The organism is Mycobacterium sp. (genome assembly GCF_046330795.1).
GTDB lineage: Bacteria > Actinomycetota > Actinomycetes > Mycobacteriales > Mycobacteriaceae > Mycobacterium.
Map to the genome: position 1 here is coordinate 76,257 of NZ_JAXLSA010000006.1, position 16,614 is coordinate 92,870.

Sequence of the window (16,614 nt, forward strand, 5' to 3'; positions counted from 1 at the left end):
CTGGGAACTGCCCTGGCGGTGCTACTGGTTGCCGCAGTGACGGTGGTGGCCACCCCGTGGTGGAAGAGTGCCAGCCGCAACAGTTTCGTGGCCTACTTCGCCAACACCAACGGCCTCTACGTCGGCGACGAGGTCCGTGTTCTCGGCGTCGCCGTCGGTACCGTCGACCGCATCGAGCCGCAACCCGCGGCCGCCAAGGTCACCTTCTCGGTCGACCGGGACGTATCGCTGCCGGCTGACGTGCAGGCGGCGATCCTGTCGCCGTCTTTGGTCAGCGCGCGGGCGGTCCAGCTCGTCCCCGCTTATACCGGTGGCGCGACACTGGCCGCCGGCGGTGTCATCCCCCAGAGCCGCACCGCGGTTCCCGTCGAATGGGACGACTTCCGCGGCCAACTCGAAAAGCTCACCGACTCGTTGCAGCCCACGACGCCGGGGGGACCCAGTCCGGTGGGCGAATTCATCAACACCGCGGCGGCAAACCTTCGTGGCCAGGGTGACACCGCCCGCGACACCGTCCTGAAACTGTCGCAGGCCGCCTCCGCGCTGGGTGACCACAGCTCCGACATCTTCAGCACCGTGCGCAACCTGCAACTGCTGGTGTCGGCCTTGTCGTCCAGCGCCGATCTGTTGGGCGCCTTCAACGATAATCTGGCGCAGGTCAGCACCGTGCTGTCCAACACGCCCGGCGAAATCGCTTACGCCACACAGGGACTCGACGCCGCCGTGCACGATCTGCGCGGCTTCGTGGCCGACAACCGGGAGGGCATCGGTACCACGGTGGACCACCTGGCGTCGATCACCACGGCGCTCAACGACCGCCAGGGCGACGTCAAGCAAGTCCTGCACATCGCGCCGACGGTGTTCCAGAACTTCATGAACATCTATCAGCCGGCCCAGAGCGCGGTCACCGGCATCCTCGCGCCGGTCAACTTCGCCAATACCGTCGAATTCGTCTGCAGCGCAATCCAAGCCGCGTCCCGGGAGAACTACGAGCGGTCGTCGAAGCTGTGCGTGCAATATCTGGCCCCGATCGTCAAGAACCGGCAGTACAACTTCCCGCCGCTGGGCGTCAACCCGTTCGCGGGCGCCTCGGCGCGGCCCAATGAGCTGACCTACAGCGAAGACCGGTTGCGCCCCGACCTGCCGCCCCCGACGAATCAGCCGCCGCCGCCCGCGGTCAGCACCGACCCGGCCGCCGGCCTACCCGGCCTGATGATTCCGGCAGGCACACGATGAAGCGTGTGCTCGCCGCGATCCTGACGCTGGCGGCACTGGTCGCGCTGCCCGGCTGCCAATGGCGGGGCCCGAATTCCTTGGCGCTGCCGGGAACCCAGGGCAACGGCCCGGGGTCCTACACCATCTCCGCGCAACTTTCCGACGTCGTCGCCATCCAGCCCAACACCCGGGTGCGCGTCGGCGACGTCAACGTCGGCAATGTCACGAGGGTGGAGGTGCAGGACTGGCATGCCCTGGTGACCATGCGCATCAACGGCGACATTCAGCTGCCGGCCAACAGCACCGCGAAGGTCGGCCAGACCAGCCTGCTGGGGTCGATGCACATCGAACTCGCGCCGCCCGTGGGCCTGGCCCCGCAGGGACAGCTGCACGACGGCTCGGTGATCGGCCTGGAATCGGCGGGGGCGTACCCGACCACCGAACAAACCCTCGCCTCGGTGTCGGTGCTGCTCAACGGTGGGGGACTGGCGCAGCTACAGGAGATCAACCAGACCTTCGCGCGGGCGCTGGCCGGCCGCGAGGACGAAATGCGAAGCCTGCTCACCCAACTGGACACGTTCATCGCGAACGTCAATGCGCAGACCGACGACATCATCGCCGCCACCGACAGCCTGAACGCACTGGCCGGTCAGGTCGCCGCCCGGGACGCCACCGTCGACCACGCGCTGACCACCATTCCGCAGGCGCTGGCCGTGCTCGCCGAGCAGCGGACCAAGATCGCCGATGCCATCGATGCGCTCGGCAAGTTCAGTGCCATCGCGGCCTCGGCCATCCAGCAGTCTCGGCAGGCCCTCGTCGACAACCTGCGCAACATCGCGCCGGTGCTGCGGTCGCTGGCCGACGCGGGGCCGGCACTGACCAAGGGGCTGGACTTCCTGTCGACGTACCCGTGGGTCAAGAGCACGATCCCGAACTGGTTCCGCGGCGACTTCGCCAACATCACCCTCGTCATCGATCTGACCCTCAGCCGGCTCGACAGCAGCCTGTTCACGGGCACCCGCTGGGAGGGCGATCTGACCGAACTCGAGATGCAGTGGGGACGCACGATCGGCCAGATGCCCAGCCCGTACACGTCGGGCAACCCGCTGATCGCGCCCTACCATTTCGGCGGGTACTGAGATGCTGAGACTGTCCCGCAAGGTCTGGACCCAGCTGGCGATCCTCGCCACGGTCACCGTGGTTGCGACTGCGGTAATGGCGTTCGGATTCGTGAAAGTGCCTGCGCTGCTGGGCATCGGGCGCTATACGGTGACCGTCGACCTGCCGGCCGGCGGCGGGCTGTATCCGACGTCGGTGGTGACCTACCGCGGCTCGGAGATCGGTCGGGTGAAATCCGTCGACGTCACCGCCACCGGGGTGCGGGCCGTGCTGAGCCTGAACTCGGACATCGAGGTACCCGCCGATGTGTCGGCGTCGGTGCACAGTCGCTCGGCCGTCGGGGAGCAGTTCCTGGAGCTGACCCCGGCCGCCGATGCCGACGGCTCGAAGTTGTTGGCCGACGGCGCGGTCATCCCGACGGCCCGGGTCAGTGTGCCGGTCGACATCGGCCATCTGCTCGATGCCACCAACACCGCGCTGACGGCGATCCCGCCGGACAACCTGCGGACCGTGGTGGACGAATCGGCCCGCGCGGTCGGCGGGCTGGGCCCGGAGCTGGGTCGCATCGTCGACGGCTTCTCCGCGCTGGCGATCGATGCCGGCAAGAACACCGGACCGATCACCACATTGATCGACCAGTCGCCGCCGGTGCTGGATTCCCAGGTGCGAACCGCGGATTCGATCCGAACCTGGGCCAACCGGATGGCCGACATCACCGGTCAGCTGCGGGCGCAGGACGCCGCATTCGCGGGTCTGCTCGACGCCGGTGGCCCCGCGCTGAACGAGGGTGAGCAGTTGTTCGACCGGATCGCGCCCGCCCTGCCGGTGCTGCTGGCGAACTTCGTGAGCCTCGGCGATATCGCAGTGACGTATCGGTCGGACCTCGAGCAGCTGTTGGTGCTCTACCCGCAGGGCACCGCCGTGATGTCGGCGATCGCCCTGGCCGACTCCGGTGTCAAGCAGGATTACCGCGGGATCTATCTGGACTTCAACCTGAACCTGAACCTGCCGCCGCCGTGCAACACCGGGTTCCTGCCGGTGCGCCAGCAGCGTGCGCCCAGCGAGGTCGACGCACCCGACCGGCCGGCCGGTGAGCTGTACTGCCGGGTGCCGCAGGACTCCGCGCTGAATGTCCGTGGTGTGCGCAACATTCCGTGCGAGACGAAGCCCGGCAAGCGTGCTCCGACGGTGGAGATGTGCGAGAGCGACGAACAGTACGTGCCACTCAACGATGGCTACAACTGGAAGGGCGACCCGAACGCGACGTACTCGGGTCAGCCCATCCCGCAGTACCCGCCGGGCGTGACCGCCCCCGGTGATCCGCCGCCGCCCATCGATTCCCGACCGGCGCTGGTGCCCTACGATCCCGCGACCGGCAACTACACCGGGCCGGACGGCAGGCCGCACACCCAGGGTGATCTGGCGGTGGAACCCGGCCCGCGCAGCTGGCAGTCGATGCTGGTGTCGCCGGGCTGACCCGGATCTCCATCTGTTCAGCGGTGGCTGCGGCGTTGTGCGAGTGAACCTCGCAGAGGACGCTGAACAGATGGAGATGACGGAGTGTCAGATATACATCGCGGGGTCGATGTAGGTGGTGGGGTCGACCAGGGGCTCGCGCTGCTTCTCGGTCCGGTGTCGGACCACTGCGGGGATGCCGGTGGCGATCGAGTCCGCCGGAACATCGTGGGTGACAACGGAATTCGCACCGATCGCGCTACCGTCGCCGATCGTGATGGGCCCCAGCACCTTCGCGCCGGCGCCGACCGCGACACCATTGCCGATCGTTGGGTGGCGCTTTCCGTGGGCCAGCGACCGCCCGCCCAGCGTCACGCCGTGATAGACCATCACGTCGTCGCCGATCTCGGTGGTCTCGCCGATGACGACGCCCATGCCGTGGTCGATGAAGAATCGTCGCCCGATCGTGGCTCCCGGATGAATCTCGATGCCCGTGAGGAATCTGGTCACCTGGGCCAGAATCCGGGCCAACCCCTTGGTCGCCGGCCGCGCCCACAGGCGGTGCGCAATCCGATAGGACCAGATGGCGTGCAGACCCGAATAGACCAGCGCGTTCTCCAGATCACCGCGCGCGGCCGGGTCGTGCGAACGCGCGTTGTCCAGATCCTCACGTAAGCACGCGATCGCTGAGGTCAGGGCCACCGTGGGTCAGTCCCTGATGTGTTCGAAGAGGGCGGTGGAGATGTACCGCTCGCCGAGGTCCGGCACGACGACGACGATCAGCTTGCCGGCGTTCTCCGGGCGCTTCGCCAGTTCCAGCGCCGCCCACACGTTGGCGCCCGCCGAAATGCCGCCGAGGATGCCCTCGTCGGTGCCCAATGCGCGCGCCACCCGGATCGCGTCGTCGAACTGGACATCGACGATCTCGTCGTAGACGTCGCGGTCGAGAATTTCGGGAATGAAGTTCGGCCCGAGCCCCTGGATCTTGTGCGGGCCGGGATCGCCGCCGTTGAGGATCGGGGAGTCCTTGGGTTCCACACCGACGATCTGCACCCCGGGCTTGCGCTCCTTGAGGACGTGGCCGACCCCGGTCAGGGTGCCACCGGTACCGATGCCGGCGACGAAGATGTCGACCTTGCCGTCGGTGTCGTCCCAGACCTCGACGGCCGTGGTCTTCTCGTGGATGGCCGGGTTGGCCGGGTTGGCGAACTGATCGGCCGCCACCGCGTTGTGGGTGTCGGCGATGATCTGCTTGGCCTTTGCCACCGCGCCGGCCATTCCCTCGGAACCGGGGGTCAGCACGATCTCGGCGCCGAACGCCCGCAGCAGCACCCGGCGTTCCACCGACATGGTCTCGGGCATGGTCAGGATGACCTTGTAGCCGCGCGCCGCCCCGACCATGGCCAGGGCGATACCGGTGTTACCGCTGGTGGCCTCGACGATGGTGCCGCCGGGCCGCAACTCGCCGGACGCCTCGGCGGCGTCGATGATCGCCACCCCGATCCGGTCCTTGACGCTGTTGGCGGGGTTGTAGAACTCGAGCTTGGCCACCACCTGAGCGCCCAGGCCGTCGGCCAGCCGGTTGAGCCGGACCAGCGGGGTGCGCCCCACCAGTTCGGTGACGTTGTCGTAGATCTTGCCCATAGCTGAGGTCTCCTCGCCGTGCCCGTCTCGAGTCTTCAAGCAACAACCCGCGAATACGCGGAACTCTTCCGATGTTATGCGCCGCCTTCGGCGAGGCGCCGAACTGCCCGGATGAACACGTCGATCTCGTCGAAGGTGTTGTAGAACGCGAACGACGGCCGCACCGTGGCCTCGAGGCCCATCCGCCGCAGGATCGGCTGCGCGCAATGATGGCCCGCGCGCACCGCGATGCCCTCGGCGTTGAGCGCTTTACCGACGTCCAGCGGTTCGTGACCGGCGAGCACGAAGCTCAGCACACTGGCCTTCTCCCGGGCGGTGCCGACCAGCCGTACCCCCGGGATGTCGGCCAGCCGGGGAGTGGCGTACTCGAGCAGCGCGTGCTCGTAGGCCGCGATCCGCTCGATGCCGACCTTCTCGACGTAGCGGATCGCCTCTCCCAGCCCGACGGCGTCGGCGATGTTGCCGGTGCCGGCCTCGAACTTGTTCGGGATGCCCTGGTAGATCGCCCGTTCCAGCGTCACATCGGCGATCATGTTGCCGCCCAGCTGATACGGCGGAGTGTCGGCCAGGGCCTCCTCGGTGCCGTAGAGCACTCCGATGCCGGTGGGCCCGAAGATCTTGTGCCCGGAGAAGACGAAGAAGTCCGCGCCCAGGGCTTGGACGTCGATCGGGATGTGCGGGATGGACTGCGCGCCGTCGATGAGCACCCGGGCGCCATAGCGGTGTCCGAGTTCGACGATCTGCTGTACCGGGGTGATGGTGCCCAGGGCGTTGGAAACCTGGGTTGCGGCAACGAGTTTGGTGTGCGGGCCGAGCAGTTGCTCGAACTCGTTCATCAGCAGGTTGCCGTCGTCGTCGACCGGGGCCACCCGCAGCACCGCGCCGGTCTGCTGGGTGATCGCCTGCCACGGCACGATGTTGGCGTGGTGCTCGAGGTGGGTGATCACGATCTCGTCACCCGGACCGAGGTGCTTGCGGCCCCACGATGCGGCCACCAGGTTGATGGCCTCGGTGGTTCCCCGCACGAAGATGACCTGTTCGCTGCGCGGGGCATTGATGAATCGCCGGACCGACTCGCGGGCGTCCTCGTAGGCATCGGTGGCCCTGGCCGCCAGCTCGTGCGCGGCGCGGTGGATGTTGGAGTTCTCGTGCGCGTAGAAGTAGCTCAGCCGGTCGATCACCGATTGCGGCTTCTGCGTCGTGGCCGCGTTGTCGAACCAGATCAGCGGTTTGCCGTTGACCGTTTCGGCCAGGATCGGGAAGTCGGCGCGCAACGTGTCGACGTCGAAGATCTCGTGCTGGTCGGGGATCTGCGGAACGGAGACCGGGTCCGGTGCACTCGGCCGGGACAGGAAGTAATAGTCCGGCTCGTCCCCCGGATCGCTGTGCTCGGCCGTCGATGGGTCGGCAAACCGGTTCCGTTCTTCGAGGGTCGGCGCCGAAGCCGGCCAGCCCGGTGTGGCCAGCCCGCGCTGGGTGACGGGCACCGACGGGCTGCCGCCGGCGATCACACCCGGTGTCGTCGGGACGATTCCCGTGGGCACCGCGAACGAAGTCAGATCGGGCACCTGGCCGCGCGGGGCGACCGGAACCGTCTGCGGTGGAACGGCTTCCGGACCCGGGGAGGTCGGGCTGGGGATCGCGGCGAACTCGGCCCCGCCCGCGGGTACCAACGGTGCCGCCGGGGTCAGCGGGTTCGCGGCGCCGACCGCACTCGTGCCCGCGGACGTCGCCGCAGTCACGTCGGGCACGTTGCCGCGCGGTGCCACCGGGGCGCTCTGCGGCGGGGTGTCGGGTCCCGGCCGGAAGCTCGCCGCCAAGAGCTGACCGGCCAGCGCGGCCAGTTCGGCCTCGCTGATCGGCAGTTCGCTCTCGGCGTTCAGCGAGCGGTACTCACTTGTACTCATAGAACTTGTCCACGGCGACGTCGTCGAGCACCGCGAGCGCGTCGTCGGTCAGCACGGCCAACGAGTTGTAGAGGGTCACCAGGTAGGAGGCGATTGCCGAGCGGTTGATGCCCGTGAACCTGACCGACAGACCCGGGGCCTGCTCGCCGACCAGGCCGGGCTGGAAAAGGCCGACGACGCCTTGGCGCTCCTCGCCGGTGCGCACCAGGATGAACTTGGTCTTGCCCTTCTCCACCGGCACCTTGTCGCTGGGGATGATCGGGATGCCGCGCCAGGTCAGGAACTGCGCGCCGAACAGGCTGACCACCACCGGCGGGACGCCGCGGCGGGTGGCCTCGCGGCCGAACGCGGCCACTCCCAGCGGGTGGGTCACGAAGAAGCCCGGGGTCTTCCACACCTTGGTGATCAGTGAGTCCAGGTCGTCCGGGGTGGGACGGCCGTCGCGCGAGGCGATGGTCTGCTCGGGGGTGACCTGCGCCAATAGCCCGTACTCGGGATTGTTGACCAGCTCGGATTCCTGGCGTTCCTTGATGGTCTCGATAGTCAGCCGCAGCTGCTGGGCGATCTGGTCGTGCGGGCTCGAATACAGGTCCGAAACCCGGGTGTGCACGTCGAGCAGGGTCGAGATGGAGCGCAGCGTGTACTCGCGCGGTGCGGTCTCGTAGTCGACGTAGGTCTGCGGCAGGGGCGCCTCGCCCTCCCCGGCCTCCTCGGCGTGAATCGCCACCCGCTCGGGGTTGACCACCCGGTTCACCCGGTAGATGCCGGCCTCGACCGGGACCCAGCTCAACAGGTGCAGCAGCCACCTCGGCGTGATGGTCGAGAGCTGCGGAACGGTCTTGGTGGCATTGGCGAGCTGCCGTGCGGCGAGATCACCGAGTGCCTGTGATTCGTTCTGAGCCGACGTCATGAAAAGTCCTCTCCCGACCGTGTGAATTTGTGCCCCCATGATCATGCACGCGCGATTGCGGCGCACAACATAACCGCGCACCGTGAGCCGAACTCTTTGCTCGTCACGACGTGGGTGCCGTAGGGTGTGACCCATGCATCAGCTCGCACAGCCGCGCATGGTCTTCTCGCGCTGCCTCGTCGTGCGCTGTTGTTGTTGATTTTCTGACGCTGCGATCCCCTTCTGCGTTCGCCCGCCCGTATCCGGCGGTTCGCTCGAACGCGCTGCTCAGAACCCAGAAAGTCAACTTCGCATGATCCGTCCACATCTTTCCGCCATACCCGCGGGCCACCCGCTCGCGCCCTCCCGTCCTGCGGTCACCGTGCGTCGCCGCGTACGCCCACGGCCCACCGTCGACCTGCCCCGCCTGACGCGCTATCGCGGCGGCACCTACTCGGCGACCGTCGACACCGTCACCTTCGTCGACGGCAGCACCGCCCGCACCGACCTGATTCGGCTCAACCCGGGTGTCGACGCGTACTCGCTGGACTTCACGGGGGAGTCGCCGACACGTCCGTCGCACTACCGGATGGACACCTGGTCGGCGGTGCCGAACCTGCGGGCGCACGCGTTCGAGGCCGAGGTCGACTGGATCCTGCGCAACTCGTTCCCGCGGCTGACCGCGGCCGAGCTGAGTCGCCGGTTGCGCGCCGCCGGCTACCCGCTGGGTGCGGCCAACATCAGCGAGCATGAGGCGATCGCCGGGACGCAGGCTGCCATCTGGAGATTCACCAACTCACTGGAGCTCGACAACCGTCCGTTGAACGTGCCCGCCTCGGTGGTGCACGGCCCCGAGGGAGTCACGGTCGAGTTCGACGGAGAACGCGTGTTGGGCGGCTACGAGGTTGATCTGATCGCGGCGGGTTCGGTGGTCGAAGTGGAACTACACCGCTCCGATGACGGTTCGGTGTGGCAGCCGGTCGACGGGTCCCGGCTGACGCTCGCGGCTGGTACCGGGACCCACCACAAGGGGCTGGGCGTCGGGTCGACGGTCTCCGGTGCCACCCGGGGCAGCGGTCATGTCGGCTATCGGCACTACCGCCTGACCGTGACGGGTGGCGCCACCGTCGCCGCCGTCCGCTTCTCGCTGCACGGCAGCGGCACCTACCGCAACCCAGCACGCATCGTGCATCTCTACGACTACCTGCTGGCCGGTGCCGCCCGGGCGCGGGCCCGGACCACGGGGCCGCGGCTGACGGCGGGACATGCCTCCGCATCCGACGGCCTCATCGGGCCGTTCCGGCTCGCTGCGACCGATCAGGTGGCGCTGCGGACCACCGATGCGGTGTTGGTGGACAACGCATCCCGCGCTGAACTTGTCGGACCGGTGCAGCCGGGCGCGGGGTTCTACCTGCGGGTCGAGCACGGGGTCACGTCGGCCACGGTGACCATGACCGTGCCGGGTAACCCGGACGGCTACGGCGGACGGGTGCTCACCGGTGTCGCGCGGGACGAATCCTCCAGCCGCTACACGCCTCTGGCGTTGGCGATCCCCGCTGATCTGGTGGTCGACTTCGAGATCGACTGGTCCTGATCGACCAAAAGCTCAGGCGGATCGGATATCTGGGCGGACGACGGGCCGACCGGCACGATGAGATCGACCGCGAATTGCGGTTCCGCACAACGTGACCGAGGGGAGAACCAACGTGGCCGACACCGACATACCCGATCATTCCGCCGTGGCCGAACCACGCTCGCCGGGCCTGCGCCTCGGCGTGGACGGCTGGGCCAATTTGCTGGTGGGGATCGTCGTGGTACTGGCGATCGCCAATCTGCTGCCGAAGATTCCGTGGTGATCCGATGAGCGTCACCGATAATGCGCGCGAGATCGCCGAAACCGCCGACGAGGCCGACCATTCCGCGTTCACCAGTCGGCGCCCCCTGGACTACCTGCCCGGTATTCTGCTGCTGATTGCCGTCGGGCTGGCCGGCAAGTACGCCGAGAAGGGCTGGCTGGCGCTGGCCAAGCACCAGCACTGGACAGTGCCCGACATTGAATATGTGTTGTGGGCCATCGTGATCGGCTTGTTGATCACCAACACGATCGGCCTGCACCCGATCTTCCGGGCCGGCGTCGCGACGTACGAGTTCTGGCTCAAGGTTGGCATCGTGGCCCTGGGCTCCCGGTTCCTGCTCGGTGACATCGGCAAGCTCGGCGGTCCGATCCTGGTGCAGATTCTCATCGACATGACCATCGCGGGAGCGATAATTCTCTTCGCCGCCAGGCTTTTCGGATTGTCCGGCAAGCTCGGGTCCTTGCTGGCGATCGGAACCTCGATCTGCGGAGTATCGGCGATCGTCGCGTCGAAGGGTGCGATTCGCGCGCGCAACTCCGACGTCAGCTATGCGATCGCAGCCATTCTCGGTCTGGGCGCGGTGGCGTTGTTCACGCTGCCGCCATTGGGCCACGCCATCGGCCTGACCGACCACGAGTTCGGCCTCTGGGCGGGCCTGGCGGTCGACAACACCGCTGAGACGACGGCCACCGGCTACCTGTTCTCCGACGAGGCCGGCAAGATCGCGGTCCTGGTGAAGTCGGTGCGCAACGCGTTGATCGGGTTCGTGGTACTGGGATTCGCGTTGTACTGGGCATCGCGCGGCGAAGCCGACCAGGTGGCACCGGGCGTGCGTGCGCGGGCCGCGTTCATCTGGGCGAAGTTCCCGAAGTTCGTCCTCGGGTTCCTGGCCGTCTCGGCGGTGGCGACCCTGGGCTGGCTGAACAAGGGGCAGCTGACCAACCTGGCCAACGTGTCGCGGTGGGCGTTCCTGCTGACCTTCGCCGGCGTCGGTCTCAACACCGACATCCGGGCCATCGCGCGCGCCGGCTGGCGCCCGTTGGTGGTGGCGGTCATCGGACTGGTGGTCGTTGCGGCGGTGTCGCTGGGCCTGGTACTGCTGACGTCGCGCGTGCTCGGCTGGAGCATCTCCTGATGAGTGCGTGGGCAGAACCGGGGGACGATTACGTTGGCTGGCAGATGCACGGCAGCTGCCTGGATCATCCCAGTGAATGGTTCTTCCCCGAGGAGGAGACCCGCAAGACGGTACGGCGCGAACGCGAACGGTTGGCCAAGTCGATCTGCCGCGGCTGCCCGGTGCTGGCCACCTGCCGCGAGCACGCCCTGAAGGTGGGCGAGAAGCACGGAATCTGGGGTGCCATGACCGCCCGCGAGCGGGCGACCGACCGCCGCCTCGGGCTGGCCGGTTGAGCGTGCCGGGCGCCGGTTGGGGCAAGCTGGGGCGGTGAGTTCCGACGACAACGTGTTGTTCGTGCACTGGCACGATCTGGGCCGCTACCTGGGTGTCTATGGACACCCGGATGTCCGCAGCCCGCGGATGGACGCGCTGGCCGCCGAGGGCATCCTGTTCACCCGCGCGCACGCGACCGCGCCGCTGTGCTCACCGTCGCGAGGATCGCTGTTCACCGGCCGCTATCCGCAATCCAACGGACTGATCGGGCTGGCCCACCACGGCTGGGAATACCGTGACGGCGTCCGAACCCTGCCTGCGCTGTTGAGTGAGGCTGGTTGGCGCACAGCACTTTTCGGAATGCAGCACGAAACCAGCTGGCCGGCCCGGCTGGGGTTCGACGAGTTCGATGTCACCAACTCGTACTGCGAGTACGTGGTCGAGCGCGCCGCCGGATGGCTGCGCGCGGCACCGGCCGGCCGAAAATTCCTGCTCACCACCGGCTTTTTCGAGACCCACCGGCCATACCCGCATGACCGTTACGAACCCGCCGACCCAGCCGGGGTACGGGTGCCCGACAGCCTGCCCGACACCCCGCAGGTCCGTCAGGACCTCGCCGACTTCCACGGATCGATCACCGTTGCCGACGCGGCGGTGGGCCGGCTGCTCGACGTGCTGGACGAGACCGGGCTGGCGGAGAACACCTGGGTGGTGTTCCTGACCGACCACGGCGCGGCGCTGCCCCGGGCCAAATCCACGCTGTACGACGCCGGCACCGGGATCGCGTTGATCATCCGGCCGCCGCGCGGCCGCCGCATCGCGCCGGTCGTCTACGACGATCTGTTCAGCGGGGTGGACCTGCTACCCACCCTGCTGGGCCTGCTGGGTGTGCCGATTCCCGATGAGGTCCAGGGGCTTTCGCACGCCGCGAATTTGCTGGAGTATTCGGGCGAAATCCGTTCGGCGGTATATACGACGAAGACGTATCACGATTCTTTCGACCCGATCCGTGCAATCCGGACCAAGGAATACAGCTATATCGAGAATTACGCGCAGCGACCGTTACTGGACCTGCCGTGGGACATCGAGGAGAGCGCGCCGGGTGAGGCGGTGGCGGCGGACGTCGCCGGACCCCGCCCTGCCCGTGAACTCTATGATCTGGTGGCCGACCCGACCGAGCAGAACAACCTCCTTACCTCGGGAGATGCCGAAAATGCGGAACTGTTCGCCAAGGATCTGGCAGTGCAGTTGAACGACTGGCGCACCAAGACCAACGACGTCATTCCCTCGGAGTTCGCTGGGAACCGGATCTCCGAGCGCTACACCCAGACCTATGCTCGGATCAACGAGATTGAGTATCCGAGCCGGGCGGCCGATGCCGTTCATCGCGGCATCCTGAGCGAGACGGAACAATAGTTTCGATCGGGGAGAATTAAAACCCTTGGGCTGCATATGATTTCGGTTGCCATTAGGCTGCCATCATGCCGGACAATCCCACCGCCTATCTGGTGCTCGCGTCGCAGCGCAGCGGCAGCACACTCTTGGTGGAATCGCTGCGGGCAACCGGCGTCGCCGGGGAACCGCAGGAGTTCTTCCAGTATCTGCCCGAGACGTCGATGTCCCCGCAGCCGCGGGAGTGGTTCGCCGATGTGACCGACGAGTCGATCCTGCGGCTGCTCGATCCGCTGGTGGAGGGCAAGCCCGATATTGCGCCCGCCGAGATCTGGCGGGACTACATCCGCACGGTCGGGCGGACGCCCAACGGGGTGTGGGGCGGCAAGCTGATGTGGAATCAGGCGCCACTGCTGCTGCAGCGCGCCGAGGATCTGCCGAATCGTTCGGGCGACGGCCTGCTCGCGGCGATCCGCGACGTCGTGGGGTCCGATCCGGTGCTGGTGCACATCTATCGGCCCGACGTGGTGTCCCAGGCGGTGTCGTTCTGGCGCGCGGTTCAGACCCGGGTCTGGCGGGGTCGTCCGGACCCGGTCCGCGATGCGCGTGCGGAGTATCACGCCGGTGCCATCGCACATGTCGTGAAGATGCTGCGCGACCAGGAGGAGGGCTGGCGCACCTGGTTCGTCGAGGAGGACGTCGACTACATCGATGTGCCCTATCCGGTGTTGTGGCGCAACCTGACCCAGGTGGTCGGGGATGTGCTGGAGGCGATCGGCCAGGACCGCCGGCTGGCGCCGGCGCCGGTGTTGGAACGTCAGGCCGATCAGCGCTCCGACGAATGGGTGGAGCGCTACCGCGTCGATGCCGAGAAGGAAGGACTGCCGGTGTGAGTACCACATTGGACACCACCCATGACTCGACCCACGTCGATGAGCTGCGGCTGCTGGAAGCCGAAGCCGTCCACATCATCCGCGAGGTCGTCGCCGAACTCACCAAACCGGTGCTGTTGTTCTCCGCCGGTAAGGATTCCATCGTCCTGCTCCGGTTGGCGGAGAAGGCATTTCGGCCGGCACCGCTTCCGTTCCAGGTGCTGCATGTCGACACCGGGCACAACTTCGACGAGGTCATCGCGTTCCGGGATCGCCGGGTGAGTGAGCAGGGGCACACGCTCATCGTCGGCTCGGTGCAGGAGACCATCGACGCCGGCCGGGTCGCCGATCCGGGTCCGGGAGCGTCGCGCAACCGGCAGCAGACCCGAACCCTGCTCGATGCCCTGGAGGCCGGCGGTTTCGATGCGGCGTTCGGCGGAGCGCGACGTGACGAGGAACGCGCCCGGGCCAAGGAGCGGATCCTGAGCTTCCGTGATGAGTTCGGGCAGTGGGATCCGCGGGCCCAGCGTCCCGAGCCCTGGTCGCTGTACAACGGCCGGATCCGCAAGGGGGAGCAGGTCCGGGTCTTTCCGCTGTCGAACTGGACCGAACTGGACATCTGGCGTTACATCGAACTCGAAGGCCTCGAGCTGCCGTCGATCTACTTCGCGCACGAACGGGAGGTGCTCGAACGCGACGGCATCCTGCTGGCGGTGTCGGAATACGTTGTGCCGCAGGGTGATGAAGCCTCAGCGGTGGAGTGGGTGCGCTACCGCACGGTGGGGGATCTGACCATCACCGGCGCGGTGCGGTCGCGGGCAACCGACATTGCCGGGGTTATCGCCGAGATCTCGGCGGCGACGGTCTCCGAGCGCGGCGAAACCCGCGCCGACGACCGGACCTCGGTGGCCGCGATGGAAGACCGCAAGCGTGAGGGGTACTTCTGATGACACGCCAACTATTGCGCATCGCCACCGCGGGTTCGGTGGACGACGGCAAGAGCACGCTGATCGGTCGCCTGCTGCACGACACCGACAGCCTGCCCCTGGATCATCTGGAGGCCGTCACCGACGACGAAGGCGTCGCCGATCTCGCGGCGCTGTCCGACGGGTTGCGGGCCGAACGCGAACAGGGCATCACCATCGACGTGGCATACCGGTTCTTCTCCACCGAGTCCCGCAGCTACATCCTGGCCGACACACCCGGGCACGAGCGCTACACGCGCAACATGTTCACCGGCGCGTCCAACGCGCACGTGGCCATTCTGCTCGTCGATGCTCGTGCCGGGGTGCTGCGCCAGACCCGCCGGCACGCCCGCATCGCGAAACTACTTGGCATCAAACACTTTGTGGCAACGGTCAACAAGATCGACCTGGTCGGTTTCGACCCTGTGCGGTTCGGTGAGGTGGAGCGCGAACTGCGGCTGCTGGCCGACCGGCTCGGCATCAGCGGTTCGGAAGCGGAACTGACGGTGATCCCGATCGCCGCCAAGCTCGGCGACAATGTCGTGCACCGCTCGCAGAACACCCCGTGGTACACCGGACCCACACTGCTGGGGTACCTCGAGGCCATCGAACTGACGGCACCCCAGCCAGAACCCGGACATCTGCGCCTGCCGGTGCAGTGGGTGTCGCGACCCACCGCACAACAACGCCGCCGCTACACGGGCCGGCTGGCGGCGGGCACGCTGCGGGTCGGGGACGAGGTCGTCTCGCTGCCTGCCGGTACCCGGTCCACCGTCACCGCTCTGGACACCCTCGACGATGCCCGGACCACCGGGGTGGCGCCGCTGTCGGTGTCGATAGAGCTGGCCGACGACATCGACGTCGGGCGCGGTGACGTGTTCGTCAGCGCCGCCGAGCACGCGGTGCTACCGGTCCTGGCCCGTGAGGTGGACGCCACGGTGTGCTGGTTCAACGAGACCCCGCTGCGAGCGGGTGATCGCGTCGCGCTCAAGCAGGGCACCCGGACCGTGCGGGCGACCGTGCAGGCACTGCACACCCGACTCGACCCAGAAACGCTCGACGATCTCGACGGCCCGGTCGAGTTGGCGCTCAACGACATCGGGCTGGTGACGCTGCGCACCAGCTCGGTGATCGTCGCGGACACCTACACCGACAACCGGGACAACGGTGCGTTCATCCTGATCGACGAAACCTCGAACGACACCGTGGGCGCGGGCACCATCGCCGAGGCCCGGGAGGTCAAACCCGGTGCGGCCACCCGCAACGACATCCGTTGGCATCCCTCGTCATTGGACCGCGACTATCGCTGGGGCAAGACGGGACAGCGTGGTGCGACCATCTGGTTCACCGGGTTGCCGGCCTCCGGCAAGTCCACCGTCGCGGTTGCGGTCGAACGTGCGCTGGTCGAGTCGGGTCAGGTGGCGTACCTGCTCGACGGCGACAACCTGCGGCACGGCCTGTCCGACGATCTCGGGTTCTCCGCCGGCGACCGGGCCGAGAACATCCGCCGGGTCGGGCATCTCACCCGATTGCTGGCCGACTCCGGCGTGGTGGCACTGGCTGCCCTGGTCTCGCCGCTGAAGTCCGACCGCGAGATCGCCCGGCAGCTCAACGAGGCCGCCAAGCTGCCCTTCGTCGAGGTGTACATCGCCACCGCGGCGGCCGAGTGCGAACGACGGGATCCCAAGGGGCTTTACGCGCGGGCGCGCGCCGGGGAGCTGAGGGGACTCACCGGGGTGGATGCGCCCTACGAGCCACCGGATGATGCCGATCTCGTTCTCGACACCGCGGGTGCCGACATCGAGGAACTGGTGGCCCAGGTGCTCGAGGCACTGAAGCGCGCCCAGGCGTAGATCGATTCACGCTGACCGCAACCGTGGCCGGGTCCGCCCGACGGACCTAAGGTCCTC

The 16,614-nt window shown here is 67.5% G+C and carries 15 protein-coding genes; 11 read left to right on the top strand and 4 right to left on the bottom strand.

The genetic code is table 11. The features are described from left to right. Nucleotides 1-18 precede the first annotated feature (18 nt). Genes U0R18_RS18540 through U0R18_RS18550 form a run of 3 tightly spaced genes read left to right on the top strand, consistent with a single transcriptional unit; the run spans nucleotide 19 to nucleotide 3,810 of the window. Nucleotides 19-1,236, top strand: a complete 1,218-nt coding sequence (locus U0R18_RS18540) for an MCE family protein (RefSeq protein ID WP_526371263.1) — start codon at nucleotides 19-21, stop codon at nucleotides 1,234-1,236. Continuing rightward, a complete protein-coding gene (locus U0R18_RS18545) occupies nucleotides 1,233-2,354 on the top strand; it encodes an MCE family protein (RefSeq protein ID WP_526371116.1) in 1,122 nt (373 codons plus the stop codon). Before U0R18_RS18540 ends, U0R18_RS18545 begins: the two co-directional genes overlap by 4 nt. A gap of 1 nt (nucleotide 2,355) precedes the next feature. Next, nucleotides 2,356-3,810, top strand: coding sequence for an MCE family protein (locus U0R18_RS18550; RefSeq protein ID WP_526371118.1), 1,455 nt, complete (start codon nucleotides 2,356-2,358; stop codon nucleotides 3,808-3,810). 87 nt (nucleotides 3,811-3,897) lie between these two features. Here the strand turns inward: U0R18_RS18550 and epsC are convergent, their stop codons facing one another. The 4 genes from epsC to U0R18_RS18570 all read right to left on the bottom strand — a co-directional run bounded on the left by epsC (nucleotide 3,898) and on the right by U0R18_RS18570 (nucleotide 8,250). Further along, nucleotides 3,898-4,485, bottom strand: coding sequence for a serine O-acetyltransferase EpsC (gene epsC, locus U0R18_RS18555; RefSeq protein ID WP_526371265.1), 588 nt, complete (start codon nucleotides 4,483-4,485; stop codon nucleotides 3,898-3,900). Between the two features lie 12 nt (nucleotides 4,486-4,497). Next, nucleotides 4,498-5,433 carry a cysteine synthase A gene (cysK, locus tag U0R18_RS18560; RefSeq protein ID WP_526371267.1) on the bottom strand — a complete coding sequence of 312 codons (936 nt, stop codon included), beginning with the start codon at nucleotides 5,431-5,433 and terminating at the stop codon, nucleotides 4,498-4,500. Nucleotides 5,434-5,507: 74 nt separating this feature from the next. After that, nucleotides 5,508-7,316 carry a family 2A encapsulin nanocompartment cargo protein cysteine desulfurase gene (locus tag U0R18_RS18565; RefSeq protein WP_526371269.1) on the bottom strand — a complete coding sequence of 603 codons (1,809 nt, stop codon included), beginning with the start codon at nucleotides 7,314-7,316 and terminating at the stop codon, nucleotides 5,508-5,510. Nucleotides 7,317-7,326: 10 nt separating this feature from the next. After that, nucleotides 7,327-8,250 (bottom strand): family 2A encapsulin nanocompartment shell protein, encoded by a 924-nt coding sequence (locus U0R18_RS18570; RefSeq protein ID WP_526371120.1) that lies wholly within the window; start codon nucleotides 8,248-8,250, stop codon nucleotides 7,327-7,329. A 361-nt stretch (nucleotides 8,251-8,611) separates the two neighbouring features. Here U0R18_RS18570 and U0R18_RS18575 point away from each other — a divergent pair, with 361 nt between their 5' ends. The 8 genes from U0R18_RS18575 to cysN all read left to right on the top strand — a co-directional run bounded on the left by U0R18_RS18575 (nucleotide 8,612) and on the right by cysN (nucleotide 16,557). Beyond that, a complete protein-coding gene (locus U0R18_RS18575; RefSeq protein WP_526371122.1) occupies nucleotides 8,612-9,823 on the top strand; it encodes a thioester domain-containing protein in 1,212 nt (403 codons plus the stop codon). Nucleotides 9,824-9,935: 112 nt separating this feature from the next. After that, entirely contained in the window at nucleotides 9,936-10,085 is a 150-nt protein-coding gene (locus tag U0R18_RS18580; protein WP_526371124.1) for a hypothetical protein, read from the top strand. A gap of 4 nt (nucleotides 10,086-10,089) precedes the next feature. Continuing rightward, a complete protein-coding gene (locus tag U0R18_RS18585) occupies nucleotides 10,090-11,220 on the top strand; it encodes a YeiH family protein (RefSeq protein ID WP_526371126.1) in 1,131 nt (376 codons plus the stop codon). After that, nucleotides 11,220-11,495 (top strand): WhiB family transcriptional regulator, encoded by a 276-nt coding sequence (locus tag U0R18_RS18590; protein WP_526371128.1) that lies wholly within the window; start codon nucleotides 11,220-11,222, stop codon nucleotides 11,493-11,495. Before U0R18_RS18585 ends, U0R18_RS18590 begins: the two co-directional genes overlap by 1 nt. Nucleotides 11,496-11,511: 16 nt before the next feature. Then, nucleotides 11,512-12,891 (top strand): sulfatase family protein, encoded by a 1,380-nt coding sequence (locus U0R18_RS18595; RefSeq protein ID WP_526371130.1) that lies wholly within the window; start codon nucleotides 11,512-11,514, stop codon nucleotides 12,889-12,891. A 65-nt stretch (nucleotides 12,892-12,956) separates the two neighbouring features. Beyond that, nucleotides 12,957-13,760 carry a trehalose 2-sulfotransferase gene (gene stf0 / locus U0R18_RS18600; RefSeq protein ID WP_526371132.1) on the top strand — a complete coding sequence of 268 codons (804 nt, stop codon included), beginning with the start codon at nucleotides 12,957-12,959 and terminating at the stop codon, nucleotides 13,758-13,760. Between the two features lie 8 nt (nucleotides 13,761-13,768). Next, complete coding sequence (cysD, locus tag U0R18_RS18605; RefSeq protein WP_526371271.1) at nucleotides 13,769-14,686, top strand: sulfate adenylyltransferase subunit CysD; 918 nt, start codon at nucleotides 13,769-13,771, stop codon at nucleotides 14,684-14,686. Continuing rightward, the gene (gene cysN / locus U0R18_RS18610; protein ID WP_526371134.1) at nucleotides 14,686-16,557 is read left to right on the top strand and encodes a sulfate adenylyltransferase subunit CysN; all 1,872 of its coding nucleotides are present in this window, start codon (nucleotides 14,686-14,688) and stop codon (nucleotides 16,555-16,557) included. The genes cysD and cysN overlap by 1 nt, the downstream gene beginning before the upstream one ends. The last annotated feature ends 57 nt before the right edge of the window (nucleotides 16,558-16,614 follow it).